This window comes from Bacillus sp. S3 (genome assembly GCF_005154805.1).
Lineage (GTDB): Bacteria > Bacillota > Bacilli > Bacillales > Cytobacillaceae > Neobacillus.
Window position 1 is genome coordinate 1,345,748 of record NZ_CP039727.1, and the last position, 25,145, is coordinate 1,370,892.

General features: G+C 39.5%; 26 protein-coding genes and 1 riboswitch. Of the genes, 17 read left to right on the forward strand and 9 right to left on the reverse strand.

Features of this window, described 5'->3' with window-relative positions; genetic code table 11:
* Positions 1-44 precede the first annotated feature (44 nt).
* A riboswitch (SAM riboswitch) is annotated at positions 45-156 on the forward strand.
* 72 nt (positions 157-228) lie between these two features.
* From FAY30_RS06335 to FAY30_RS06345, 3 genes are all read left to right on the forward strand, one after another.
* Positions 229-1,227 (forward strand): homoserine dehydrogenase, encoded by a 999-nt coding sequence (locus FAY30_RS06335; RefSeq protein WP_149869092.1) that lies wholly within the window; start codon positions 229-231, stop codon positions 1,225-1,227.
* 155 nt (positions 1,228-1,382) lie between these two features.
* The gene (locus FAY30_RS06340) at positions 1,383-2,678 is read left to right on the forward strand and encodes a glycosyltransferase family 2 protein (protein WP_149869093.1); all 1,296 of its coding nucleotides are present in this window, start codon (positions 1,383-1,385) and stop codon (positions 2,676-2,678) included.
* Positions 2,679-2,697: 19 nt separating this feature from the next.
* Positions 2,698-3,381: a glycosyltransferase family 2 protein gene (locus FAY30_RS06345; protein WP_149869094.1), complete on the forward strand. Its 684-nt coding sequence runs from the start codon at positions 2,698-2,700 to the stop codon at positions 3,379-3,381.
* Positions 3,382-3,517: 136 nt separating this feature from the next.
* Here FAY30_RS06345 and FAY30_RS06350 read toward each other — a convergent pair whose 3' ends face one another.
* A complete protein-coding gene (locus FAY30_RS06350; RefSeq protein WP_149869095.1) occupies positions 3,518-3,703 on the reverse strand; it encodes a YfhD family protein in 186 nt (61 codons plus the stop codon).
* Between the two features lie 107 nt (positions 3,704-3,810).
* A complete protein-coding gene (locus tag FAY30_RS06355; protein ID WP_149869096.1) occupies positions 3,811-3,945 on the reverse strand; it encodes a YfhE family protein in 135 nt (44 codons plus the stop codon).
* A 169-nt stretch (positions 3,946-4,114) separates the two neighbouring features.
* Here FAY30_RS06355 and recX point away from each other — a divergent pair, with 169 nt between their 5' ends.
* A complete protein-coding gene (gene recX / locus FAY30_RS06360; protein WP_149869097.1) occupies positions 4,115-4,924 on the forward strand; it encodes a recombination regulator RecX in 810 nt (269 codons plus the stop codon).
* Between the two features lie 8 nt (positions 4,925-4,932).
* Here recX and FAY30_RS06365 read toward each other — a convergent pair whose 3' ends face one another.
* Positions 4,933-5,610 (reverse strand): SDR family NAD(P)-dependent oxidoreductase, encoded by a 678-nt coding sequence (locus FAY30_RS06365; RefSeq protein WP_149869098.1) that lies wholly within the window; start codon positions 5,608-5,610, stop codon positions 4,933-4,935.
* 88 nt (positions 5,611-5,698) lie between these two features.
* Between FAY30_RS06365 and FAY30_RS06370 the strand changes: the two genes are divergently transcribed.
* The gene (locus FAY30_RS06370) at positions 5,699-6,022 is read left to right on the forward strand and encodes a YfhH family protein (RefSeq protein ID WP_149869099.1); all 324 of its coding nucleotides are present in this window, start codon (positions 5,699-5,701) and stop codon (positions 6,020-6,022) included.
* A 212-nt stretch (positions 6,023-6,234) separates the two neighbouring features.
* On the opposite strand, the gene FAY30_RS06375 is transcribed toward FAY30_RS06370, so the two are convergent.
* Both FAY30_RS06375 and FAY30_RS06380 read right to left on the reverse strand, forming a co-directional pair.
* Complete coding sequence (locus FAY30_RS06375; RefSeq protein WP_149869100.1) at positions 6,235-6,405, reverse strand: small, acid-soluble spore protein K; 171 nt, start codon at positions 6,403-6,405, stop codon at positions 6,235-6,237.
* A 146-nt stretch (positions 6,406-6,551) separates the two neighbouring features.
* Positions 6,552-7,532: a metal-dependent hydrolase gene (locus FAY30_RS06380; RefSeq protein WP_149869101.1), complete on the reverse strand. Its 981-nt coding sequence runs from the start codon at positions 7,530-7,532 to the stop codon at positions 6,552-6,554.
* A 140-nt stretch (positions 7,533-7,672) separates the two neighbouring features.
* On the opposite strand from FAY30_RS06380, the gene mutY reads away from it, so the two are divergent.
* The gene (mutY, locus tag FAY30_RS06385) at positions 7,673-8,764 is read left to right on the forward strand and encodes an A/G-specific adenine glycosylase (protein ID WP_149869102.1); all 1,092 of its coding nucleotides are present in this window, start codon (positions 7,673-7,675) and stop codon (positions 8,762-8,764) included.
* Between the two features lie 46 nt (positions 8,765-8,810).
* Here mutY and FAY30_RS06390 read toward each other — a convergent pair whose 3' ends face one another.
* Entirely contained in the window at positions 8,811-8,993 is a 183-nt protein-coding gene (locus FAY30_RS06390; protein ID WP_149869103.1) for a hypothetical protein, read from the reverse strand.
* Between the two features lie 114 nt (positions 8,994-9,107).
* Between FAY30_RS06390 and fabL the strand changes: the two genes are divergently transcribed.
* From fabL to FAY30_RS06415, 5 genes are all read left to right on the forward strand, one after another.
* Positions 9,108-9,857 (forward strand): enoyl-[acyl-carrier-protein] reductase FabL, encoded by a 750-nt coding sequence (gene fabL / locus FAY30_RS06395; protein WP_149869104.1) that lies wholly within the window; start codon positions 9,108-9,110, stop codon positions 9,855-9,857.
* Between the two features lie 75 nt (positions 9,858-9,932).
* The gene (locus tag FAY30_RS06400; protein ID WP_190284837.1) at positions 9,933-10,229 is read left to right on the forward strand and encodes a gamma-type small acid-soluble spore protein; all 297 of its coding nucleotides are present in this window, start codon (positions 9,933-9,935) and stop codon (positions 10,227-10,229) included.
* A 198-nt stretch (positions 10,230-10,427) separates the two neighbouring features.
* Entirely contained in the window at positions 10,428-10,685 is a 258-nt protein-coding gene (locus tag FAY30_RS06405; RefSeq protein WP_149869105.1) for a YgaB family protein, read from the forward strand.
* 188 nt (positions 10,686-10,873) lie between these two features.
* Positions 10,874-11,404: a nucleoside tri-diphosphate phosphatase gene (locus FAY30_RS06410; protein ID WP_149869106.1), complete on the forward strand. Its 531-nt coding sequence runs from the start codon at positions 10,874-10,876 to the stop codon at positions 11,402-11,404.
* Between the two features lie 83 nt (positions 11,405-11,487).
* Positions 11,488-13,254, forward strand: coding sequence for an ABC transporter ATP-binding protein (locus FAY30_RS06415; protein WP_149869107.1), 1,767 nt, complete (start codon positions 11,488-11,490; stop codon positions 13,252-13,254).
* Between the two features lie 21 nt (positions 13,255-13,275).
* On the opposite strand, the gene FAY30_RS06420 is transcribed toward FAY30_RS06415, so the two are convergent.
* The 3 genes from FAY30_RS06420 to FAY30_RS06430 all read right to left on the reverse strand — a co-directional run bounded on the left by FAY30_RS06420 (position 13,276) and on the right by FAY30_RS06430 (position 20,617).
* Positions 13,276-14,352, reverse strand: coding sequence for an FUSC family protein (locus FAY30_RS06420; RefSeq protein ID WP_149869108.1), 1,077 nt, complete (start codon positions 14,350-14,352; stop codon positions 13,276-13,278).
* Positions 14,353-14,530: 178 nt separating this feature from the next.
* Positions 14,531-19,000 carry a glutamate synthase-related protein gene (locus FAY30_RS06425; protein ID WP_149872624.1) on the reverse strand — a complete coding sequence of 1,490 codons (4,470 nt, stop codon included), beginning with the start codon at positions 18,998-19,000 and terminating at the stop codon, positions 14,531-14,533.
* A gap of 321 nt (positions 19,001-19,321) precedes the next feature.
* The gene (locus FAY30_RS06430) at positions 19,322-20,617 is read right to left on the reverse strand and encodes a glutamate-1-semialdehyde 2,1-aminomutase (protein WP_149869109.1); all 1,296 of its coding nucleotides are present in this window, start codon (positions 20,615-20,617) and stop codon (positions 19,322-19,324) included.
* 163 nt (positions 20,618-20,780) lie between these two features.
* Between FAY30_RS06430 and FAY30_RS06435 the strand changes: the two genes are divergently transcribed.
* From FAY30_RS06435 to perR, 6 genes are all read left to right on the forward strand, one after another.
* Positions 20,781-21,797 carry an ABC transporter ATP-binding protein gene (locus FAY30_RS06435; protein WP_149869110.1) on the forward strand — a complete coding sequence of 339 codons (1,017 nt, stop codon included), beginning with the start codon at positions 20,781-20,783 and terminating at the stop codon, positions 21,795-21,797.
* On the forward strand, positions 21,790-22,581 hold the full coding sequence (locus tag FAY30_RS06440; RefSeq protein WP_149869111.1) for an ABC transporter permease: 792 nt from the start codon (positions 21,790-21,792) through the stop codon (positions 22,579-22,581). The genes FAY30_RS06435 and FAY30_RS06440 overlap by 8 nt, the downstream gene beginning before the upstream one ends.
* Before the next feature lie 3 nt (positions 22,582-22,584).
* The gene (locus FAY30_RS06445) at positions 22,585-23,370 is read left to right on the forward strand and encodes an ABC transporter permease (protein ID WP_149869112.1); all 786 of its coding nucleotides are present in this window, start codon (positions 22,585-22,587) and stop codon (positions 23,368-23,370) included.
* 59 nt (positions 23,371-23,429) lie between these two features.
* Entirely contained in the window at positions 23,430-23,822 is a 393-nt protein-coding gene (locus FAY30_RS06450) for a two pore domain potassium channel family protein (RefSeq protein ID WP_190284838.1), read from the forward strand.
* 90 nt (positions 23,823-23,912) lie between these two features.
* Complete coding sequence (gene bcp / locus FAY30_RS06455; protein ID WP_149869114.1) at positions 23,913-24,380, forward strand: thioredoxin-dependent thiol peroxidase; 468 nt, start codon at positions 23,913-23,915, stop codon at positions 24,378-24,380.
* Between the two features lie 312 nt (positions 24,381-24,692).
* A complete protein-coding gene (gene perR, locus FAY30_RS06460; RefSeq protein ID WP_149869115.1) occupies positions 24,693-25,130 on the forward strand; it encodes a peroxide-responsive transcriptional repressor PerR in 438 nt (145 codons plus the stop codon).
* Positions 25,131-25,145: the final 15 nt, after the last annotated feature.

Below are 25,145 nucleotides of genomic sequence, written 5' to 3' on the forward strand. Positions count from 1 at the left end.
ACTAAAATGAATTCTAATAATAAAATTTTGACACTTAAATATTACTCTTATCCAGAGCGGCGGAGGGACTAGGCCCGATGAAGCCCGGCAACCATCAAGGTATTCCTTGAAAAGGTGCTAATTCCTGCAGGTTATTTTTAACCTGAAAGATAAGAGGAGGAATCAGCCCTCTTCTTATGAAGGGGGCTTTTCCTGTTTTAGGCAAATAAAGTAAAGGGGCGGAAAAACATGTCTGTAATAAAAGTGGCAATTCTCGGTTTTGGAACGGTTGGGGAAGGGGTTTATCGGACGATCCAATCTCATGGCGCAAAGCTGACATCTGTTTTAGGCAAACAGGTGGAAGTGGCAGCGATCTTAATTAAAAACAAGCAGAAACAAAGGAAAATTAGTGATGAGGTGCTCGTAACGACAGATTTTGCAGATATTCTAAACCTGCCGCAGCTTGATGTTGTCGTCGAGGCCATCGTTGATAGAGAACCTACCAATTCTTTTTTGAAAAAAGCAATTGAGAAGGGATGTCATATTATTACCGCGAATAAAGAAATGTTTGCACATCACGGACAAGAATTGCTTAACCTGGCAGAGGAACATAATGTTTCGGTTGGGTATGAAGCGACAGTTGCAGGGGGAATACCAGTTATTCAGACGCTGAGACAGTTATTAAATATTAACCGAGTGAAGCAGGTGCAAGGAATTCTAAATGGCACTTCTAATTTCATTTTAACCGAAATGCGCGAGGAGAGACTGTCATTTGCCGAAGCACTAAAAGGAGCTCAGGTAAACGGGTTTGCTGAAGCTGACCCGACAAATGATATTGAGGGCTTTGACGCTTTTTATAAAACAATGATTCTTAGCAGGATTGCCTTTGGAGAGGAACCAAACTGGCATGATGTAGAACGGGAAGGGATTACCAATATTACAAGTGAATTAATTGCAAAAGCGGAAGAACAAGGCTTAAGGTATAAGCATATTGCCCAAATAAGTAAGTCTGGGAAGCATATTAAAGCTACAATCAAGCCAGTCCTTGTTGGAAAAGAGCATCCTTTTTACCATGTGGAAGGGGTTCAGAATGCTGTCAGTATACAATCAGACATTGTTGGTGAAATCACACTTCAAGGACCAGGTGCTGGAATGTTTCCAACTGCAAGTGCTGTTATCGAAGATTTGGTTTACGTATGTAAAAACAATGCACCGTCCCAACGAACCACCATTTTAACAACATTGTAAAACATGAAAACTATTCACAAAAAAAGGAGCCCATAAGCTCTTTTTTCGTTTTCTAAGGGCTCAAGTTTAGTCAAAATCATTTGGATAACATATTGTGTAAAAGCTCGACCAATTGGACTAGTTATTTCATTAAACAATAAATAAAGGGGTGCATCATGTTAGGAAATAGCTTTAAATGGTCAGAAAGTATAAAAAAGGAAAGTAGACCAAAAGAAACGAAGCAAAGTCATCAAATTAGTAACAGCTTGAGTTCCTCAATAAATAAAAACAATCAAGACATTGAAGTCAGTATTATTATTCCATCGCAAAATAAATATCCACTCAATTTATTTACCCTCTATTCACTTGAACTACAAACGTTTAATCCGGCAAAAATGGAAGTAATCCTAATAAATGATGCCTCGACAGACCAAACGGAAGAAAAACTAAAAGACTATTCCCCACCATACCATTTTAAATATATCCACAGTAAAAAAAATCTTGGAAGGGCAAAGGGAAGAAATTTAGGTATTCGTTCTGCCAGGGGGAGCATTCTAATTTTTCTCGATGCAGAAATACTCACAGAACCTGACTTTGTTGAAAAACACTATAAGTATCACCAATCGAAACATAACCTCATTTTATCAGGGGGGTTACATTCCAAAATATTATATTCATGTGTATTCCCAGACTTTTCTAAGAAAGAAGTAAACAGAATCACCTACCTAACAGAAAAAAACCAAGAGATATTTCAGAGACTTCAGGGTTGTAAGGATGTGCTTCAGGAACCGTATCCACTATTAGATAGAGGTGATTTAGTAAGGAAAACATACAGGGATATAGCATATAAGGAATATCCATGGTTTCGGCAAATAACAAGGAATTTTGGTGCGGATTTGGAAGGTTTTACCCTTCCATGGATGGCGTTTCTTACAAGGAATGTATCTATACGGAAAGAATTGATTGTGGATGCAGGTTTATTTGACGAGGAGTTTCACCATTACGGTTACGAGGATTGGGAATTAGGCTACCGTTTATACAAAATGGGAGCGCAATATGTTGTCAGTGATGAGTTGACTACTTACCATCAGGAGCATCCGGTGGTTAAAAACAAGTGGAAAGAGACCATTGCCAACTTTGGCCTATTTACGGTAAAGCATCATGAAGTCGATGTTCTAATTCTTGGACTAGAACTTTCGGGGCTTACAGATTTATTGACCATGAACAAGGTCTTAAGAGATTATAAATTGTTTCAGCAGTTGAAATCTGAGCACTTTCAAATTTTTCAGGAAAAATTCGTCCTTATCCTGGAAACGATTATCCTTATGCTTCAAGTTGATATTTCTCCAATTAATATTTTGGGGGCTGCAGGTTTTGGGACAAATGACCGGAATGAGCTCCTTAATGACGTAAATAATCTGACAGACTATCCTCATTTAAAAAAATTTTTACAACAAGTGATCAATTCTTAACCATTGAAGGAGTGAAAAAGTGGTTTCCATTATAACGTGTACGATAAGAGAAGAGAGTATCGATAATGTCTTTAAAAATTATCAACAGCAGACCTGGAAGGATAAAGAGTTAATTATTATTTTGAATAAAGATTCGATGGATATTGACCGTTGGCATAAAAAGGCAAGGGATTATCCAAACGTACAAGTATTTCAGCTGCATGAAAAAGCAACCTTAGGCGACTGCTTAAATTTTGGAGTAATGAACGCAAGCTCTGACTATATTGCGAAATTTGATGACGATGATTATTATGGTCCTGAATATATTACCAGTTCAATGGATGCCTTTAAAAATAAAAATGTTTGGATTGTCGGTAAAAGTTCTTACTATATTTATTTTAAAAATAAGAAAGCGTTGATATATGTCAGCGGTACTAGAAATTCCATTACAGACACGGTTGCCGGGGCGACTTTACTGTTCAGAAAAGAGATGTTTTATCATATTCGCTTTGAAAAGGTAAATCGGGCTGAGGATTATTTTTTTATTGATCAAGCGAAAAAAGCAGGCTTCCAGATTTACTCAACAAATCCCCGCCATTTTGCCGTTATTCGTCAAGACTTAGAGCAGCACACTTGGAAGATTTCTGATGAAGATTTGATGGGGTGGGGCGATTTAGTCAGTTATACAGATGATTTTCAGTCGATTGTTTCAAAAAGTAAATAAAAAACATGAGCTAAAAAGACGGCATAACGGTAACAAGACTGTAAAGAAGCAGGGCAAAACCTGCTTCTTTTTTAGCCGACTGTCTTCGACCTAACGGGCTCGCCAATCGACGAGTTTTCTTTACGTAAAAAAGTACCTATTTGTTCTTATTACTTACCCGCTGGTTAGCAGCATTGGCACGTGCTTGTGCTTCAAGATCTGCGTTATCCGCTAATTCTTGTGAATATTCAACATCGATTCCATCTGATTTCATGTTTTTCGGCACCTGTGGAAGTGACCCTTTATTTTTATCCCGACTTTTATGTCCACGAGAACGACCCATTCGAAAAACCCCTTTCATTCGTAAAAAATAATAGGGAGCTGGAACGCCCCTAAAAATAGCTTTTACCGAACGAAAGAGGTTCATTAGTGGAAAAATTTTATATTGATTTAAAGCTTCGTTTTTCGGTCATGAAAACCGCCGGCACGATCTGCCATTTTAAATTCCCGTTGATAGGATACTTCCTGCATGCTTGTTAAAGGGTATTTACCTCGATCTTTATCCTTCTTTTTCTTTTCTGCCATTTTGCTCATTCCTTTCACCAATTTTAGTTAATCGTCATCAAGCTAAGTGGAAAAAAACTCATTTCCATTTTTGCCTAATACGAAAGGAAAGATACAAAATTTAGGAAAATATATTTTTAGAGCGTTTTACTTAAGAGGAATATGGTAAAGTAGTTTTGAGGTGAAGAAAATGGCCATTATTACAAAAATCACCACACAGCAGAAAAATCAAGATCGGTTTAATGTGTTTATGGATTATGGTAAAGGTGAAGAATATGCTTTTAGTATTGACAGCGACGTATTAATTAAATACCAATTAAAAAAAGGGATGGAGCTTGATGATTTCTCTTTCTTGGAAATTCAATACCAGGATGACATTCGTAAAGCGTACAACCTTGCAGTTAATTATTTGGCTAGAAGGATGAGATCTGAAAAAGAAATCAACGATTATCTTCTAAAAAAAGAAATGGATGAGCCCATCATCAAAGAGGTGATCCATAAATTAACCGCTCAGAAATACATAAATGACGAGGAATTTGCTATAGCTTACGTGAGGACACAGGTCAATACAACAGATAAAGGGCCCAGTGTAATCAAGATGGAATTAAAGGAAAAGGGAATTAAGGAGTCAACCCTCCTACAAGTTCTAGAAGAATTTCCTTTAAACCAGCAGATTGAAAAAGCCACTAAAATAGCTGAAAAGTTTTTTCAGAAGAATACAAAGGAATCAAGCAAAATTCAAAAACAAAAGCTGGAAAATGTCCTGATGAGAAAAGGATATTCCTTTGAAGTCATCGCAATTGCAGTTAATGAAACAGAAGTCTCTAAAGAGGCTGATGAGGAAATGGATGCCATTCGATTCCAAGGCGAAAAGGCGCATCGGAAATTGTCAAAGTTCAATGGCTATGAGTATCGACAAAAGATGAAACAAGCTTTATATCGTAAAGGCTTTTCAATAGATTTAATCGAACGATTCTTAGCGGAAAGAGAAGACTCATGACAAAAGCGTCATGAGTTTTTAAATTCAATAATAATGGAATCCTGATCCAATTTCTCCATGATGATTTTTGCAATTTCTTTTGCTGACCGTAAACGGGTTTTATCCTTAATATGATCGCTTTCATCCCAAAAAGGGGTATCCATACCGCCCATATATACCGCATTAAACTTAATACCGCTTCCTTCGTATTCCATTTGCAGGCTTTCTGTGAATCCTCTAACAGCAAATTTGCTTGCAACATATACGGCTTCATTCACTTTTCCACGCAAACCGGCAGTGGAGATAATATTCATGATTTGTCCTTCGCCAGTCTGCTCAAGAATAGGCAGGATGGCCTTTGTCATCAAGATGGTTCCGTAGACATTTGTATCCAGCATTTCGTTCATTTGCTGCACATTCATTTCGGCAAATGCTCCAAAATGACCAATACCAGCGTTATTGACCAAACCGAAAATGTCGAAGGTATGGCTTATTTCCTTTATTTTACCGAAGACATCTTCATGGTTTCGGATATCAAGCTGAAGAATATCCGCCCTTCCTCCTGCCGATTCAATTTCCATTTTTACGGTATTTAACTTCTCCGTTGTTCTTCCGGTTAATAAGAGGTGAAAACCCTGTTGTGAAAAAAGAAATGCTAGTTCTTTTCCTAATCCGGAACCTGCTCCAGTAATAACGATTGTTTTCATTATGTTAGCCCCTTCATATTAGATATTCCTTTATTAATTGTACAAATATTACTATACTAAAATAAAAGCATAAAGGGGAGTGAAGAAAATGCAGCAGGAGAAACGGTATAGTACAATGTCAGAACACGAATTAAGACAAGAAATTGCGGCTCTTCAAGAAAAGGCAAGGAAAGCCGAGCAATTAGGGATGGTAAATGAGTTTGCTGTCCTGGAAAGAAAGGTACAAATGGCAAAAGCGTATCTAATTAATCCTGACTCTTTTAAACCGGGGGAAATTTATGAAATAGAAGGGGATCCCGGCCACTATTTTAAAATTGATTATATGAATGGCGTCTTTGCTTGGGGTTATAGACTAAAGGGCGATGGAAAAGAGGAGGCCCTTCCGATTTCCCTGTTAAAATGGTTAAAATAGCAAGACAAACCAGAGAAATGGTCTCTGGCTTGTCTTCTAAAATAAGAAATTTTCGACTTCGAGAATTGTCCAGCTTCAGCGCCCAGCAGCTAGTAGACTTCACCCATCTCCCTACGATAAGTCAACATCGGATCGCTCCGCTCTCCGTGTTTCCTTTATCTCAGTCGAAGTGCTCCAGTCTATACGCTGCTAAACGGGCGCTTTCGCTTTTCTTAATACTGAGGCGATTCGTCATCCCGTTCTCCGGAAGCGCGCATCCGTTCTTGAGGATGGGTATTTATTGTTCCATTTGCTCGCTTTGAAGCATACTCCGCTTTTGCTCTTGGCTCGCCCTCAAGCTTATTATTATTTTGATTTGGAAAACCAGTTTCTTTATTTCTCATGCTGTACCTCCATGTAGGGAATGAGAAAAACGTGAATAGCAAAGCACTCTCAATGCTGAACACGTACCTTTAGTATTCGCTTTTTTTTGAGGGATATGTTATCAGAAAAAGGAAATAAAAAAGCGAGTGACCTAAGTCATCGCTTATTAACTGGGTATAATACTTAATTTTTTCCTTAGTTTCTTCTCACTAAACACCCATCCCGTATATGAGCTAATGGGATTTAAATCACTATCTAATTGAACAACGGCCACAAACGGGTAGTGCCCATTACTGCGATAACGTAAATCTATAAACCGGACTTCATAAAAATCATTGTACTCATCGACTTCCCAGCGGTAAACAGGTGAAAATGATAAAAATGCAGAAAGATTCTTATCCTTTTTGGCTGCTTCGATTACAGGCGTTTTTGGAACTGGTATACGGTTAAAGTGATCAAGGATTTCCACTGTATCTTTTACCGCCCTGCCTACAAAAAATTGCCGGTTATTCATGGCCGCAATTCGCCATTGATGAAATCGCATCGTTGGTGCAATAATGATTTCAGTGGCATCTGGAATGAGTGCTCTCACCCCAACCAGCACTCTTTTCTTAGCCTGGTAGCGCCTGATGTAGTAGCCAATAATCACGGCATACATCAGTAGAAAGGTAATGCCCGGATTTGCTCCCATAATCCAAATTATAATCCCAATCACATGAATACCGAAAATAATCGGATCAAATGTATTAATGACACCTAGTGCTACCCATTTCGATGAAAAGGGTCTAAGCGCCTGAGTCCCATAGGCATTAAAGATATCAACAAATACATGGATGAATACTGCGGCAAACGTCCATGCCCATAAATGCAATAAATTGGCTTCCGGGAAAAAAGGGTAAATAACGCCTGTAAGGAGTAGCGGCCATAAAAGTACAGCTGGTATGGAATGGGTAACTCCACGATGATTACGAATGTAAATCGCATTATTTCTTAGTTTTAGTACTGTATCAATATCTGGTATTTGTGAACCTGCAATCGTGGCAATTAACACACTGGTTGCAGTCGCATGGCTTGCAGCAACTGTTGGATCAAGCGTTGCAAGACCGCCTAGGGCAATTCCCATTACAACATGAGTTCCAGTATCCAAAAGGAAAATCCTCCTTCAATAAAAATCTTGTCAAAATAACCAAAATCGATTATCGTAAAACGAAATGTCCTTTAATAAATATTGTGCTCTCTTATTATATTTCCTTTTTTCGCAATGTTTAACAACTGGAGGTAAAAGTTATGTTAATTGAACATGAAAATTCAGATAAAATCAATATAAATGCATTTCAACATGATTTAATTTCCTGGTTTAAACAAGAACAACGGGACTTGCCATGGCGCAAGGATCAAGATCCATATAAGGTATGGGTCTCAGAAATTATGCTGCAGCAAACAAGAGTAGATACGGTCATCCCGTATTTTAATCGCTTTATCGAATGGTTTCCAACAATTGATGATTTGGCAGAAGCCGAAGAAGATAAAGTGCTGAAAGCATGGGAAGGACTTGGATACTACTCTAGGGTGCGAAACCTGCAATCAGCGGTTAAAGAGGTAAGGGAGAAATACAACGGGGAAGTGCCCAATACGCCGAAGGAAATTGCCGAACTGAAAGGGGTAGGTCCCTATACAGCTGGTGCAATATTAAGTATTGCCTACGGAATACCTGAACCTGCTGTTGATGGCAATGTGATGAGAGTTTTATCACGAATTCTGTCCATTTGGGAAGATATTGCTAAAGCTTCGTCCCGAAAAGTTTTCGAAAAGGCAGTTCGTGAATTAATCTCACATGAAGATCCTTCTTCATTTAATCAGGCTTTAATGGAATTAGGTGCTCTCATTTGTACACCTACATCTCCTTCATGCTTATTATGTCCGGTCCGCGACCATTGCCAAGCATTTTTTGAGGGAGTCCAGAATGAGCTGCCAATAAAAACGAAAAAAACGAAAACACGTGATGTGCAACTCGCTGCGGCAATCATAACTGACCCAACCGGAAAATTATTGATTCATAAACGGCCTGCCGCCGGGCTGTTAGCAAATTTATGGGAGTTCCCTACAGTCGAGCTTCATCATCCGATGCAAAATAATCGTGACCAGGTCAATAGTCTTTTTAAACAAGTACATGATTTAGAGATCCAACTTGAGCAAATCATCGGTCAAGTTGACCATGTGTTCTCCCATTTAATTTGGAATATGAAAATTTACACTGGCACAATTAACACCAAATTTCCGGAAACAGAAGAATGGAAGTTCGTTTCCTTAGATGAAATGAAAGAACTAGCCTTCCCTGTTCCCTATCAAAAAATGTTTAAACTGTATCATAGTATATAAGGAGAGACCGCAGTTAATGGTTGCGGTCTTTTTTCTTCTAACCGTTTTATGGTTTCATTCCGCCGCGATGTTCAATTTCTTCGATAATTTCTCGATGTATGGTCAATCCTTCACTATTTAAATAAGGTGCAATTTGCTGCAAGGAATGATGGAAAAAAGACAGTTCTGAGTCCTGCCAATCAGATTTTGCCATCATAGAAAGCTCCGTCATATCACGTCCGCCATACATACCTGCAACCTCCTCTCAATTGTTATTTTGCCCTTAGTGTCTTATATTAATTGTCTTCTATACCTAGAAAAGATAAAATAGTACCATTACTTACATAAAGAAGGGAAAAGGAAGATGACTCAAAAAGTAGCATTAATTACTGGAAGCAGCCGAGGAATTGGCAAGGCAACAGCACTTCGATTAGCCGAAGCAGGATACGATATCGTTATTAACTATGCAAGAAGTAAAAAATCAGCCCTTGAGGTGGCAGAACAAATTGAGGCATTAGGCAGAAAGGTTTTAATCGTTAAGGCCAATGTGGGTGATGTCGCTAAAATTAAGGACATGTTCACGCAAATTGACCAAGAGTTTGGCCGTATAGACATATTTGTCAATAATGCGGCCTCTGGCGTGCAGCGTCCGGTAATGGAACTGGAGGAGTCCCATTGGGATTGGACTTTAAATATAAATAGTAAAGCCCTGTTATTCTGTGCGCAAGAAGCAGCCAAATTAATGGAAAGAAATGGCGGCGGGAAAATTGTCAGCATAAGTTCGCTAGGATCCATCCGTTATTTGGAAAATTACACGGTTGTTGGTGTATCAAAAGCAGCTCTTGAAGCCTTAACACGTTATTTGGCGGTAGAATTAGCCCCTAAGAATATTATTGTCAATGCTGTTTCCGGCGGTGCAGTCGATACCGAGGCATTAAAGCATTTTCCAAACCGGGAAGAGCTGCTCCAAGAAGCAAAGGAAAAAACTCCGGCAGGAAGAATGGTTGAAATTGACGATATGGTAAATAGTGTTATGTTCCTCTTATCAGACCAGTCGAGCATGATTAGAGGACAAACCATTATTGTAGATGGCGGAATTTCATTGCTCGTATAAGTTATTTGTAAATAATAAAATACAGGGATAATCTCCACGAAGCCTGGTTACATTATATTCGTGGAGGTGATAACAATGGCAAAATTCAATCAACAGCCAAACAAAACTTCTGCTGGAACAAACATCCAGGAAGTTAGACAACAAAATGCTCAAGCTGGTGCAGGTGCTGCAGGGCAATTTGGTACTGAATTTGCAAGTGAAACGAATGCTGCAGAAGTAAGAAAACAAAATGCACAATCTGCAAAAGGCGGTTCACAAGGCCAATTTGGCACTGAATTTGGCAGTGAAACAAATGCACAAGAGGTAAGAAAACAAAACCAAGCTGCAGAAGCTCGTAAAAACCAAAACGCAGGTCAATTTGGTCAAGACTAACATACGTAACAAAATGGAGGCGCTCTTTTTCGTAAAAGGGTGCCTTCTTCTCTGTGTCTAGCTTCAGCCCCAGAGCAAGGCGCTTACGCTTTTCGGTTTTCGACAAAACTTCTCTTTAGTCTACATAAATAGTCAAAGGAAAAAAGCAACTGCCAAAGAATAAATAATAATAGCTTAAAAAATAAGGCGGTGAGGGAAATGGATCAGTTTAACCGATTAGTTTCCGAACAAATGGCAACCATGGAAAAATTACTGTATCTTCAAACGGAGCTTGAACGTTGTCTACAAATCGAAGAAGAGCTGCACACTTTGCAAAATGCCACGGACCTTGAAAGTATTAAAAACGACATTCAACTGATGAAAAAAGAGTTAAAAGAGATTCAATTAATTTTTGAAAAGCAGACAGAAGAGGTTATAAATTCCTATCGGGAAACCAACTTATCAGCCTCAATGTAGTTTAAAAATGAAAAAAATTCGCAAATTTTTACAAAGAGCCGCATGAATTGTGGCTCTTTTGTTTTAAATTCTCTTCTTAACCGTTATAATAATAAAAAATAGGAATTTTACTTTGTTACCTCTCTTTGTTAACGAGTAAGGGTTTAGAATAGGTTTCAAAGCGTTCAGGAATGAAGGTAGGGGAGAACATGGGCGTACCCATCGAAGGTGAACCAATGCAAATACATAGCTATAAGCATAATGGGCACATCCATCGCGTCTGGGAAGAAACAACCGTTTTAAAAGGGTCACAGAATTTGGTGATTGGTGGAAATGACCGTACACTTGTTACAGAATCAGATGGCAGAACATGGATCACGAGGGAGCCGGCTATTTGCTACTTCCATTCTCAATACTGGTTTAATGTCATTGGAATGATACGTGAAGACGGCATTTATTATTACTGTAATCTAAGTTCACCGTTCATTTTTGATGGTGAAGCACTAAAGTATATCGATTATGACCTTGATATCAAGGTATATCCTGATATGACCTTTAATTTACTAGACGAAGATGAATATGAACGCCATCGCCGTGAAATGAAGTATCCAGATGTGATTGATCAAATTTTAAAACGAAATGTGGAAAAATTGATACAATGGATTCGGCAGCGGAATGGCCCGTTTGCACCAGATTTTATTGATATTTGGTATGAACGTTATTTAACGTACAGACGTTAGATATCTCGGAACGCCTGTTGATTTCGAAATCAACAGGCGTTATTATTTTCCTCACTAACAAGATGAAAGGGGGTGCCTCTCATTTGAGCAGCATTCGCAGGTACCTTCAATTTGTAAAACCGTATCGTTTTCAAATTATTGGAACGGTCATCATTGGGATTGTGAAATTTTCGATCCCGCTGGTTATTCCCATGCTGATTAAGTATGTAGTCGACGATATTGTCGGAAATCATGCATTATCCCATGATGAGAAAGTGAATAAACTAATGCTGATCATGGGCATCATGATCGTTATTTTTGTCATTCTTAGACCACCGATCGAATATTACCGTCAATATTTTGCACAGTGGACCTCTAGTAAAATTTTATATGATATTCGCGACCAGATGTATACCCATATTCAAAAGCTAAGCTTTAAGTATTATTCTAATACCCGTGCTGGAGAAGTGATTTCGCGTGTGATTAATGATGTGGAACAGACGAAGACATTTGTTATATCAGGGCTAATGAATCTTTGGCTGGACATGGCCACCATTGTCATAGCAATTATTCTTATGTTTTATATGAATGTTAAATTAACGATTGTATCGATCTTGCTGTTCCCACTTTATGCTTTTTCCATTAAGTACTTTTTTGGAAAACTCCGAAGTCTAACACGGAAACGTTCACAAGCCCTTGCGGAGGTACAGAGCTATTTACATGAACGTGTTCAGGGGATGCCGGTAATTAAAAGTTTTGCTATTGAAGAATATGAACAAACACAGTTTAATAAACAGAATAAAAACTTTTTAGATAAAGCATTGCAGCACACAAGCTGGAATGCCAAATCATTTGCAGCAGTCAATACAATAACAGATATTGCCCCTTTAATTGTGATTGGTTACTCGGCCTATCTGGTTATTCAGGATCAATTATCACTTGGTACAATGGTTGCTTTTTTTGCCTATATTGACAAGCTTTATAATCCTTTAAGAAGAATGGTGAATTCATCGACAACCATCACCCAATCATTCGCCTCAATGGATCGGGTATTTGAATTTTTGGATGAGAAGTATGACATTATTGATGAACCAAATGCACGGATATGCAATGAGGTAAAGGGTGATATTTCGTTTGAACATGTTTCATTCTCGTATGAAAAAGAGGATGAAATGGTCTTAAAAGAGATTGATTTAGCTGTAAAAAAGGGAGAAACGATTGCGTTAGTCGGAATGAGCGGTGGTGGGAAATCGACGCTTGTTAGTTTGATTCCGCGATTTTATGATGTCTCAAAAGGTAGAATCACATTGGACGGGACAGATATCCGCCAGTTTAAGGTTCAAAGCCTAAGGGATAAAATTGGTGTCGTTTTTCAAGATAATATTCTTTTCAGCGAATCCGTTATGGACAATATTTTATTAGGAAAACCCGGGTCTACCGAAGAGGAAGTTTTCCAGGCTGCTAAAGCGGCGAATGCCCACGAATTTATCCTTAACCTTTCAGATGGTTACAACACAAAGGTAGGGGAAAGAGGTGTGAAGCTTTCCGGAGGCCAGAAACAACGTGTAGCGATTGCCAGGGTATTTCTAAAAAATCCACCGATTTTAATCCTTGATGAGGCAACATCAGCACTGGATTTAGAAAGTGAGCATTTAATTCAAGAATCACTTGAAGAGCTGGCGAAGGATCGGACCACTTTTATTGTGGCACACCGGTTATCGACGATTACACATGCCAATCGGATTGTCCTAATTGAACACGGTCAAATTGTAGAAGTAGGAACACATGAGGAACTAATGGCCAAGCAAGGAAATTATTATAATTTATTTCAGGTGCAGCAATTAGAACAAAAAGAACCCGTAGCAGAGTAATCTGCCTCGGGTTCTTTCTGTTTAATCGTCATATTCATCTTCAACTGATACTTCGTTGTGATGATAAGAATGAAAGCTGGTAATCAATGTATCAAGATGTTCCACCTGTTCACCATAATCAATAATCATCGCGATAATTTGCATTGTATGATAGAGATGTGGATCATTATGATCGGAATATTCCTTTTGATGGGCTAAGAAGAAGTCGAATAACTCCTTTTTATTTAAGTATTCATTATCCTCAGGGTATGGAGGAGGTGTAGGGATTTTCCCAATGAACCTTAGAAGAACCTGTTCATGGTGATAAATAAGGCTGTCTAATTGATTTTGGATGGACTCCTTAAATTCTTCGGGAAGCTGCAGCAAATCGTTTTCATAACGATGCAGTCTTTTTAACGTATCAAGTGCTTTTTTTGCCGTTATGTTTAATTGACGATAAATAACAAGCTTTCGCGATTTTTCCGGAAGATTTTTTTTCAAATAGTAGCGTTCTTCCTTCAGCATCTTATAATACAGATCCATAGTATTGATACTGTCTTTAAATTTTTTAATATCCGTTTTAAGAAGTTGATGATCATAATCATGGCGTGCACTGAGACGAATCCATTTTATAATTTCCTCAGTCGTATCAACAATTTTTAGATATAACTTATTCTCATATTTTGGCGGCATAAACACAAGGTTGACGATAAACGCCGAAAATACCCCAATCATAATCGTTGAAAAACGGATGCCGGCAAATTCAATAAAGCTGCCGCTTTGCGTTTCCATAATGGAAATTAAGGTGACGAGAGAAAGTCCAATTGTATTCTCCAACTTAAGTTTAAGGTTGATAATAATGACAATAATAGCGGCCAAACCGATGACAATAATATGATTTCCCAGCAGTAGAACAAAAATAACTGCAAGCAATGCACCGATTAGATTGCCTTGAATTTGTTCGATAATCGTCAAATAGGAGCGATAAATGGTCGGTTGGATAGCAAATATTGCTGCGATTCCTGCGAATAGCGGAGAGGGTGAGTGCAGCAGCTGACCTATATAGAGTGATAAAACAATAGCTATTCCCGTTTTTAAGATGCGGGCACCTAACTTCATTCTAAATGAGTTCCTTTCAAATATAATAATAATTATTTTATTTTGATCATTGAAGAACAAATATGTACTATACATGGATTTAAACATTTTATCAAGAGAAAGTATATGAAATTATTATTCAAATTGTTACAACTATATGTACCCAAAAAACGTCCGCTATAGCAGCGGACGTTCACAATCATTCTGTTGAAACAGATGGATCGGCTTGTTCTTTCACAGGGATTATTTGGATAAAGTGGTTTTCCGGATTGGTCAAAAGTCCGCGAAGCTGATTTGCCTCACTGGATTGACCATTTTTCTCCAACAAGTCAGTATATTGATTTAACAGTTCGTTTATATCCTGGATTCCCTTTTCATTTAGTTCGACAACGGAAACTTTTGCACCTTTAGCAACACGTCGTGTAATAGCATCCTTTGTCAATCCCATTTCTGGCTGCTGACGGACATAAACGACACCACCGGTCATGCCTGCACAAATCCACGGACCTGGGTCACCTAACACGAGCCCGCGGCCGTTTGTCATATACTCGAATGCAAATCCTTTAATATTGGCATTCGCACCGATGTTTCCGGCTTCTTTTTCCGGAAGTGGCTTTTTCATCGCTCCGCCGATAATTAAATCAGCGCCAGAGAGACGAATTCCAGCACGGGCATCGGCATTTCCTTGGGCGATTAGCAAACCTTTTTGCGCCCCGTAGCCAAACCCTTTACCAACTGAACCATTAAATAAAATCCCATTTTTACCTTTGGACTTCAGAACTTGAATAGCCCCGCCAAAGGAAGTTTTTCCAACCCCGTCCTGACCGCCACCCTCCACAGTGATCTCAATTCCTTCACTATTGTAGGCACCTAAGCCGTTACCCGGAATGGAACCGTCCAAATACTTAAGCTGTACTGGGGCCAGCTGCTTGTAGGAGCCGTCCAATCTGCCGCGAACGCGATGACAGGATACTCGACTTCCTAATACACGCTGTTCAGATGTTACACTTACGAATTCTCGCGAAGAAAGGAGCTGTTCGACACTGGCATCAAGATATTCCGCTCCTGCAGCCACCTGCATTTGAACCTCCTCCATAGATTTTGAAGCTTCTATTTTTGCAAATTGGCTGATTTCCAGTGGTTTTAACAAGTAGGAAAGGTTAAGCTGCTGTTCTCCTCTTACTTGCTCCAATAATTCTGAATGGCCGACAGCATCTTGTAAATTTTTAATACCGAGTGAAGCAGCAAGTGTCTTTAATTCTAATCCAAAAGCTGTAAATAGATTCATGATCCCTTGAACGGCCATATCAAACTGTCTTGGGACAAACCGTCTTAATCCATGCTCTTTTGCCTGGGCTTCTGATTCAATTTGCGTAGCAATACCAACATGGCATGTATCTAAATGGCAGCCGCGGCAAGTCGTACAGCCGATGGACAGCATTGCCAATGTTCCGAATCCGACACGATTTGCTCCAAGCAGCATGATTTTAATCACGTCCATAGCACTCTTCATGCCGCCGTCAGCCCAAATTTCTACTTTGTGGCGAAGACCGCTTTCTAAAAGGGCATTATGGGCTGCTTTTACACCAATTTCAACTGGCAAGCCTACGTACTGCAGGGCATGAATTCTGGCTGCACCTGTCCCTCCATCAAAGCCGCTTAACGTAATGATATCTGCACCGGCTTTCGCAATTCCGACAGCGATAGTTCCGATATTCGGTACGACCGGCACCTTGACTGCAATCTTAGCCTGATCGTTTGCTGTTTTTAATTCAAGAATCATTTGCGCCAAATCTTCGATTGAATAAATATCATGATTGTTTGATGGTGAGATCAAATCCGAACCTAGCGTTGCATTACGAGCTTCCGCAACCTTTGCGGTAACCTTAGAACCAGGTAAGTGGCCGCCCTCACCAGGCTTCGCCCCTTGACCAATTTTAATTTCTAATAGATTAGAAGAGTTTAATAGTTCAGCGTTCACTCCGAAACGGCCGGATGCAATCTGCTGACCGCGCGTCTTCGGATATTTACCGAGCATATCCTTAATTTCGCCGCCTTCACCATTTAAGCTGACCATATTTAAACGATCTGCCCCTTCAGCATAGGCCCTAAAGGCTGTTTCATTCTGCGAACCAAAGGACATCGAAGATATCAAAAACGGTAAATCATGATCACCGACACGTAGATCGACGTCAGCAGGTAAAACCCGTTTATTGGTCTTCTTAAGCTGCACTAAATGGCGAATGGTTGTTGGATTTTCTGTTTCTTGTTCAGAGATTTTATCACGATAAGCACTATAGTCACCAGTTGCAGCCACTTCACCAATAGCTTTCCATATCCGTGGGAAGAGGTGAAAGGTTTTTCCGACTCTTTCCTTCTCACTCTGATAATCTTCTGCTCTTTTTAACGCATCAAGCTTCATCGCTTCAAAATTCGATTCAATTTCTTTTGAACCAAAAAAGTTAATGATGTTTAAAATTTGCGCAATTTCCTCATGGAGCCCAATACTTGAGAATAGTCTTCCATAACCGCGGAGTTCATGGATTCCTATTGTCGAGATTACCTTTTCAATTCCCTTTGTTAGGGCGCTATATAAGTTTAATAACGGCTTATTAGATTCATCGAGAACCGTTAAGAACATATAATATGGGCTGACCAAATCGGCCCCAAGACCAAATACGGTAATAATATCATGCAGCGAGCGAATCGCGGCAGAACGTAATACTAATGAGCATTCTCTTCTTAATTCTGCTTTGACTAACGCCTGATCGATTGCTGATGTTACAAGATGTGGGTCAATCCAATAGAAATCCTCCTGATGGGATTTTGCATCATCAAGGATGAGTAATGTTTTTCCTGCCTGGACAGCCTGAACGGCTTCCTCCGCAATTCTTGCGATAGCCTGATCTACATTTTCATCCTTTTTAAATGTGGCAGATAAATAGGCTGCTAATTTCTGCTGTTGAAAATGCTGCGCAACTTGATCAAAGCTCGGCTGACCTAGGGTCTCTGAACATGTGTAACCTGCTTTTCCTTCTAATAGAAGAGGAGTGGTTAACTCCAACACCGTTTCCGTTTTTTCTTTCAAAAATAATGTTGGACGCTTGCCGATAATGACACGAGTGGAGAAATGCTCTGTTTCCCGATCGCGGTCAATGGCTGGATTTGTAACAACAGCAACACTTTCCTTTATATAATCAGCGATATTCACACGTTCAGGGTTAAGGGCCGCTAGTGGTGCGTCATGCCCCAGAGAACGAATCGGTTCCACTCCTTTTTCCGCCATCTGTTCAATTAATTGAATATGATCTCGCTCCCAGCCAAAGGCCTTATACTGTCCGTTATGGAGTTTGTCTGGATAATTCATTGTGACGGTTTTAGCTAAAACAGGGGGGAGTAACCGCAGCCTTGATCCGTCAATATTTAACCGTTCAGCAAAGCGCTGATACACTTCTTCTTGATAACGGTTTTGCTCGTAAACTTCTAATTTCGCACCGTTCCACTTAAAACCAACCTTCTCACCTGGTGCTAATGGCTTTGGGTCATTCACATACTCACTTGATGGAATGATTCCCGGTTCAGAAGAAAAGAGATAAGAGCTCTCTGTCTCCAGCATCCAAAGCGGACGCAGACCAAGTGCATCCACACTAAATACTGCTTCTTGCCCATACCGCGAAATGATACCTGCAGGTCCCTGGGCAAAGTGCCCCCATGCTTCACGTAGATACGTATATAAATCCTGCAGGTGCTTAGGGTAGGCCTTGATTTCATTAATGATTGGCGGAAATAATAGATCCATAGCTTCAAACAATGAGTAGCCTTCACGGCAAATTAATGTTTCCATCGTGCGGCTTAAATCTTGTGAATCACTGCCGTCTTTGACAAGCGGAACATTGATCATTTTTGCTTCATCGCGGAGCTTAGCAATCGTATTAATTTCGCCATTATGTCCTAGGACACTAAAAGGCTGTACTCTGAAAAAGCTTGATAATGTATTAGTAGAATAACGGTTATGACCTAATGTCATAGTTGATCGGGCGAGAGGGTTTGCTAAGTCATGATAGTAACGCGGGAGAATATCTCCAGCCCCCATTACTTTATAGACAACATGATTTTGGCTGAGTGATGCCACATGGACGTGTTCATTGATTTCAAAATCAACGAGGGTATCGAAAAGAATCTTTGTTAAATCTTTGCCTTTATTCGCAGGTAGGCAGGCAAATTGCCAAAATACAGGGTTCTCTTGAATGGCGATGGGTCCGAGGGCAGAGGAGTCTGTAACATCATTTGTTTCCAAAATTAATACTAAATCATTTTTCTCAAGTTTTTTTACTAATTCTTGCTTTGTTATATCCCAATTCACTTTTTGGCTGATAAAAACATGGCCGACAGCGAATTCATTCTTCTCCGCAATCTGAGGGTCAAGGCCATTCTTTTGCAGCTTTTCTTTCCAAAGCTCAGTTGGAATATCCATATGAATTCCCACACCATCACCTTCACCGTTTATAAAACCGGCACGATGATTCATGGTAACTAGAGCCTCTATACAGTCAAAAATATTCTTTCTTGTCGGGATTTTGTTCTTCTCTAGGCAAGCGACTATTCCACATGCATCGTGTTCCTGTTTATGGAAATCTTTAAATCGGGAAGGGGTCCATTTTTGTGTCATTATCATTGGCTTCATCGGTTAACCCGCTAAAGCCGCTTCACCTCCTATGAAACTTTTAGAATGAGAAAATAGGTTTTTATTGCAGAAAAGTTTAACGCTTTAGTGGGGCATTACAGTAAAGACGGAAAAAGAAAAAAGAATATTCTAATATTATCATAAGAATTTTCAGAAATCAAATAAATATGCATTATTTTGGATGAGAAATGGAAAAGAAAACTTCCGGATTTAATGGGTAAAGGTGATGTTGTAAGCGTTTTCAGCGTGATTAAAAATAAAAAGGAAGTGGATTTCCACTTCCTTGTCTGCATAAAAAATGCATAATTATTCGGATTTTAGTGAGGAAAATGCATTTCTTACCGCGTGTAATGTTGCTTCAACATCTTCTTCAGTATGTGCAATCGTTAGGAACCATGCTTCGTATTTCGAAGGAGCTAGATTAATTCCTTGCTTGAGCATTAGCTTAAAAAACTTTGCAAACATTTCCCCATCAGTATTTTCAGCTTGCTCATAGTTTTCAATCGTTTCATTTGTGAAATAAATGGTAAAAGCACCTTTCAAACGGTTGATGGTAATCTGAATATCGTATTCCTTGGCAGCTTCCAAGATTCCCTCCTCGAGCATCGCGCCTAATCGATCTAAATAATCATAAATTCCATCTTGTTTTAACACTTCCAGACAGGCGATACCGGATAGCATAGAGGCAGGGTTTCCGGCCATTGTTCCCGCTTGATAGGCAGGTCCTAGCGGGGCAACTGTTTCCATGATTTCTTTCCGGCCGCCGTAAGCACCAATTGGCAGACCGCCGCCGATTATTTTCCCAAGCGCAGTTAAGTCCGGCTGAATCCCTAATAAATCTTGGGCACCGCCATACATAAAGCGGAATGCTGTTATCACTTCATCATAAATGACCAACGCGCCGGCTGCATGGGTAAGCTCGTTGACCTGCTCGAGAAAACCTGATTTCGGCTCAACGATTCCAAAATTGCCAACGATTGGTTCCACAAGGACCGCAGCAACTTCTGAACCCCATTTTTCTAATGCCTCTTTAAATGGTTCGATATCATTGAACGGAACCGTAATTACTTCTTGGGCGATACTTTTTGGGACACCAGCTGAATCCGGTGTGCCAAGTGTTGAGGGGCCAGAACCCGCAGCAACAAGGACAAGATCAGAGTGACCATGGTAACAGCCTGCAAACTTGATGATTTTATCACGGCCAGTATAGGCGCGGGCAACACGGATTGTGGTCATGACCGCTTCCGTTCCGGAATTGACAAAGCGGACCTTATCCAGGGACGGTATCGCTTCTTTTATCATTTTAGCGAATTTTACCTCGTATGGTGTGGGGGTTCCATAAAGGACACCAGTTTCAGCGGCACGCTTAATCGCCTCAGTGATATGGGGGTGAGCATGACCAGTGATAATAGGGCCGTATGCGGCAAGATAATCAATGTACTGATTGCCGTCGACATCCCAAAAATAAGCCCCTTGTCCTCGCTCCATTACAACCGGGGCACCGCCGCCAACGGCTTTGTAAGATCTTGATGGACTGTTAACGCCTCCGACAATATGCTCTAATGCTTCGTTATGTATACGTTCAGAATTCGTAAATTGCATTTTTTTACCTCCTAAATTTATCTCTTTCTCATTTTAGCACTATTTTTATTAACTATTATCTGTTTTAACATTTAGATAATTTAATTTGATGCGGGAAAGTTGAGTTGCCGGAGTGATTTAGCTAAACTAATTGATTAGAGTGATGCTTCAGGAGGAACAAAAAATGGAAAATGTAATAGAAGTGAAAAAGCTTCGAAAGGAATTTAAAGCCTATTCCAGCCGGACGGGCTTAAAGGGCGCATTTAGAGACCTGTTAACACGGAATTATAAAGTAGTTCCGGCAGTAAACGATATCAATTTTTCAGTTAAAAAGGGGGAAATGGTTGGTTATATTGGTGAAAATGGTGCCGGAAAGTCAACGACGATAAAAATGCTGACGGGAATCTTAACACCTACATCAGGGGAAATCATTGTAAATGGAATGAATCCTCATAAGGAACGGGAAAGATTCGTGCAGACAATAGGAGTTGTATTTGGCCAGCGGTCACAATTATGGTGGGATATTGCTGTTCAGGAGTCATTCCGTTTGTTGAAAAAGGTGTATAAAGTTTCCGACGAACAATACGATGACCATATGAATCATGTCATCAATACATTAGACATTGAGCCACTGTTAGATAAACCTGTCCGCAAATTATCCCTTGGCCAGAGAATGCGCTGTGAACTTGCTGCGGCCTTTATTCATAACCCCCCATTGCTTTTTTTAGATGAGCCAACCATTGGACTGGATGTACTGGTAAAGTTGAAAATCCGTGAATTCTTAAAGGAGATCAACGAGAAGTATAACACTACGATCCTGCTGACCACCCACGATCTGTCTGATATTGAGGCATTGTGTGAACGTGTTGTCATGCTGGATGAAGGAAAAGTGATCTATGACGGGGCATTAAAGGAATTAAAGGAAAAGTGGGGAGATCGTAAAGAACTTCAATTTCAATTCCTTGAAAATATTAATCTCACTGCGGTCAAGAAACTTACCCATGGTTTACCTGTTGAGTGGGATCTGGATGATAAGAACCAAGTTTTTACTGCGGCCTTGGAAGACAATGATGAACTGATTTCACAAGTGATTGGGAAAGTTGTCGCAGCATTCAAGGTGAAGGATGTCAAAATCAATGAAACTTCAACAGAAGAAATCATTCGTAATATTTATGAAAAGGGTGCTGTTGAAGTTGGATAAATATATTGAAATGATTAGAATTCGATTCCTTATGATGCTTGCGTACCGGACTAACTATTATACAGGGATTCTCATTTATAGTATTAATATTGGCGCTTATTATTTTTTATGGACTGCCATTTACGGGGGGAAAGAGCAAATCGAAGGGCTTTCCGTGGTTCAAATGACCTCCTATGTGGCAGTCGCGTGGATGGCTCGAGCATTTTACTTTAACAACCTTGACCGTGAAATGGCACAGGAGATCATGGAAGGAAAAGTAGCCATCGAATTAATAAGACCTTACAATTATCTTGGAATGAAAACGATGCAGGCGTTAGGTGAAGGGATCTTTAGGTTATTCTTTTTTTCAGCGCCTGGGCTCATCATTGTTTATTTCATCTTTCCCATTCAATTCACATGGGAACCAAGCGTTTGGGGATTGTTTGCCATTTCGACTCTGTTAAGTTTTTTTATCAATACTCAGCTTAATTTGTTAACGGGAATTACAACTTTCTTCTTATTTAACAACGCTGGACTCATCCGGGCGAAACGAGTCGTGATTGATTTATTTTCCGGTCTTCTTCTTCCGATTAGTTTCTTTCCAGGATGGGCACAAGATATCATGAAATTTCTGCCTTTTCAAGGGATCAGCTACACCCCCAGCATGATTTTTACCAAAGGCTTTTCATTTCCTCAGGCAATAGCGGCGATTGGTCAGCAATTTATTTGGGTAGTCATTCTCCTTTTGCCAATTTATCTGCTTTGGCGTTTAGCAAAAAAACAGCTGATTATTCAAGGGGGGTAAGGCATGTTTTACGTTTCGATGTTTTTTCAATATATGTCGCAATATTTAAAGACAAGACTGCAATATCGTGCTGATTTATTTGTTGAGTTTTTCTCTGATTTGCTGTCCCAGGCCATTAACCTTGTCTTTATTCTTGTTGTTTTTGGTCATACCAATTTGCTTCATGGATGGAGCAGGGATGAAATTATTTTTATTTATGGTTTTTTTCTTGTACCGTATGCCGTGTTTTCTGCATTTTTTAATATTTGGGATTTTAATGAACGGTATATTGTAAAGGGGGAATTGGACCGGATTTTAACTAGGCCGATTCATAGTCTTTTTCAAATCATACTTGAAAGACTTGAATTAGAGTCTTTATTAGGATCAATTACGGGACTTGCAATTATGTTTTATGCCGGGTACAGGCTTGGCCTTCAGGTTGATTGGTATGATCCTTTCTTGTTTATTATTTTCGTTGTGGGCGGAGCAATGGTTTATGGCGGGATTTTCATCATGCTAGCCTGTGTCAGCTTTTGGGCGGATGCCCGGACCTCCCTCATGCCAATGATGTACAATATCAGCAATTATGGACGGTATCCTGTCAATATTTATAATAAATTAATCCGCTTTGTCTTAACCTGGATTCTGCCGTTTGCCTTTGTTGGTGTGTATCCCGCTTCCTTTTTTCTAGAAAAAGAAGAGTGGTTTTGGTATGCGTTTTTAACGCCAGTCATTGGAGTCATTTTTTTTACGTTTTCTATTTATCTCTGGAATCAAGGTGTGAAGAAATATCGCGGAGCAGGTAATTAATGGACCAAGCCTGCATAGAAATAGAATTAGAATAAACCGGGAATTAGAGGTGGTCTTTCTTGTTCTATTTCTTGCTGCCTATCGTTATTTTTTGCATTTTTATGAGTATCCGAACATTATTTGTTCCAAACACGATAAAGGGTAAATTAGTTTCAGTGGACAATTTTTTTTATTTAGGAACTTGTTATTTAACGGTCATTATCGGATTTGGTCTTATTTATCTTTTGTTTTCTTTAGTTGGTACCCCCGTGGTCATAGAAGCAAATGATGGACATGGGAAAAACCTCTTTGAAACGAGCTTTTATTTTAGTGCGATGATGCTGTTTTCTGTGGGGAATGGGGATGTCATTCCGCTTGGAATAGGCCGGTTTATTGCCGTGACTGAAGCGTTAATTGGTTATACATTACCTGCTGCCTTTGTTGCTAGAGTCATGATCAATCGGGAAAAATAATGCTAACCCCGTTTGTGCAGAATAGTTGTTTTGGCAGGGAAGTTTGGTTAGGCTAGAATTAGAAAGAAATTACAAAGTGGAGTGAGGAAAATGACAGTTGAAACTGGGAAGAAGGCTCCTGATTTTACATTAGCTGCCCATACTGGTGAGACAATAACATTATCAAACCTTAAGGGAAAACATGTAGTTCTATATTTTTATCCAAAAGACATGACACCTGGATGTACAACAGAGGCATGTGATTTCCGTGACCAGATTCATCAATTTACGGATGTGGATGCAGTAGTCTTAGGGGTGAGTCCAGACCCGGTAGAACGTCATCTGAAATTCGTTGAGAAGTACGGCTTGCCTTTTTTACTATTGGCAGATACAGACCATCAAGTGGCGGAAAGTTATGGTGTTTGGAAGTTAAAGAAGAACTTTGGCAAAGAATACATGGGAATTGAAAGATCCACTTTTATTATTGATAAGGAAGGAACGGTCGTGAAAGAATGGAGAAAGGTTCAAGTGAAGGGGCATGTAGAGGATGCGTTAACATACATCCGTGAAAATCTCTAAACCCATTTTACTGCCTATTTTCTTGATAAAAGGCATTTGTCCAATGCAATAACCTTGTAAATGAATATCATTCTATTAGGGCATACCTCCTCAGATAAACTTTTGGGTCGATAGCGGCCCTTTTTTTTATGGAAAATAACCAAAAGTTTTTATGGGAAAGAAATAATCGAAAATGCATATAATAAAATACAAAACATTGCATGGATAAACATTTCTTGTTAATGAGATTACAATATTGACAAAAGTATTAATAACTTAGTAAAATAAATTATAACAATTATAATCTAAGAATATTTTTTAGAAAGAAGGTGCATGACGATGAATCAGTTAAAAGAAGCGTTGGAAACCTTGAAGGACACTGGGGTGCGAATTACTCCGCAACGTCATGCGATACTTGAATATTTAATAAACTCGATGTCACATCCTACTGCAGATGAAATCTATAAAGCCCTTGAAGGGAAATTCCCTAATATGAGTGTGGCGACAGTTTACAATAATTTACGAGTATTTCGTGAAGTTGGGCTTGTAAAGGAATTAACCTATGGTGATGCTTCAGCGCGTTTTGATTTTGTAACCTCACACCATTACCATGTTATTTGTGAAAATTGTGGAAAGATTGTGGACTTTCATTATCCAGGCTTAGACGAAGTAGAGCATCTTGCTTCCCACGTAACTGGCTTTAAAGTGGAAAATCACCGCATGGAAATTTATGGTTCCTGTCCAGAGTGTGCAAGTAAAGAAGTCCATTAATTTAATTCGGTCAAT

Coding starts and splice junctions, on each gene's coding strand:
- FAY30_RS06335 (WP_149869092.1), top strand. CDS start 229: ATGTCTGTAATAAAAGTGGCAATTCTCGGTTTTGGAACGGTTGGGGAA.
- FAY30_RS06340 (WP_149869093.1), top strand. CDS start 1,383: ATGTTAGGAAATAGCTTTAAATGGTCAGAAAGTATAAAAAAGGAAAGT.
- FAY30_RS06350 (WP_149869095.1), bottom strand. CDS start 3,703: ATGGGTCGTTCTCGTGGACATAAAAGTCGGGATAAAAATAAAGGGTCA.
- FAY30_RS06355 (WP_149869096.1), bottom strand. CDS start 3,945: ATGGCAGAAAAGAAAAAGAAGGATAAAGATCGAGGTAAATACCCTTTA.
- recX (WP_149869097.1), top strand. CDS start 4,115: ATGGCCATTATTACAAAAATCACCACACAGCAGAAAAATCAAGATCGG.
- FAY30_RS06365 (WP_149869098.1), bottom strand. CDS start 5,610: ATGAAAACAATCGTTATTACTGGAGCAGGTTCCGGATTAGGAAAAGAA.
- FAY30_RS06370 (WP_149869099.1), top strand. CDS start 5,699: ATGCAGCAGGAGAAACGGTATAGTACAATGTCAGAACACGAATTAAGA.
- FAY30_RS06375 (WP_149869100.1), bottom strand. CDS start 6,405: ATGAGAAATAAAGAAACTGGTTTTCCAAATCAAAATAATAATAAGCTT.
- mutY (WP_149869102.1), top strand. CDS start 7,673: ATGTTAATTGAACATGAAAATTCAGATAAAATCAATATAAATGCATTT.
- FAY30_RS06390 (WP_149869103.1), bottom strand. CDS start 8,993: ATGTATGGCGGACGTGATATGACGGAGCTTTCTATGATGGCAAAATCT.
- fabL (WP_149869104.1), top strand. CDS start 9,108: ATGACTCAAAAAGTAGCATTAATTACTGGAAGCAGCCGAGGAATTGGC.
- FAY30_RS06400 (WP_190284837.1), top strand. CDS start 9,933: ATGGCAAAATTCAATCAACAGCCAAACAAAACTTCTGCTGGAACAAAC.
- FAY30_RS06405 (WP_149869105.1), top strand. CDS start 10,428: ATGGATCAGTTTAACCGATTAGTTTCCGAACAAATGGCAACCATGGAA.
- FAY30_RS06410 (WP_149869106.1), top strand. CDS start 10,874: ATGGGCGTACCCATCGAAGGTGAACCAATGCAAATACATAGCTATAAG.
- FAY30_RS06420 (WP_149869108.1), bottom strand. CDS start 14,352: ATGAAGTTAGGTGCCCGCATCTTAAAAACGGGAATAGCTATTGTTTTA.
- FAY30_RS06425 (WP_149872624.1), bottom strand. CDS start 19,000: ATGACACAAAAATGGACCCCTTCCCGATTTAAAGATTTCCATAAACAG.
- FAY30_RS06430 (WP_149869109.1), bottom strand. CDS start 20,617: ATGCAATTTACGAATTCTGAACGTATACATAACGAAGCATTAGAGCAT.
- FAY30_RS06435 (WP_149869110.1), top strand. CDS start 20,781: ATGGAAAATGTAATAGAAGTGAAAAAGCTTCGAAAGGAATTTAAAGCC.
- FAY30_RS06445 (WP_149869112.1), top strand. CDS start 22,585: ATGTTTTACGTTTCGATGTTTTTTCAATATATGTCGCAATATTTAAAG.
- bcp (WP_149869114.1), top strand. CDS start 23,913: ATGACAGTTGAAACTGGGAAGAAGGCTCCTGATTTTACATTAGCTGCC.
- perR (WP_149869115.1), top strand. CDS start 24,693: ATGACGATGAATCAGTTAAAAGAAGCGTTGGAAACCTTGAAGGACACT.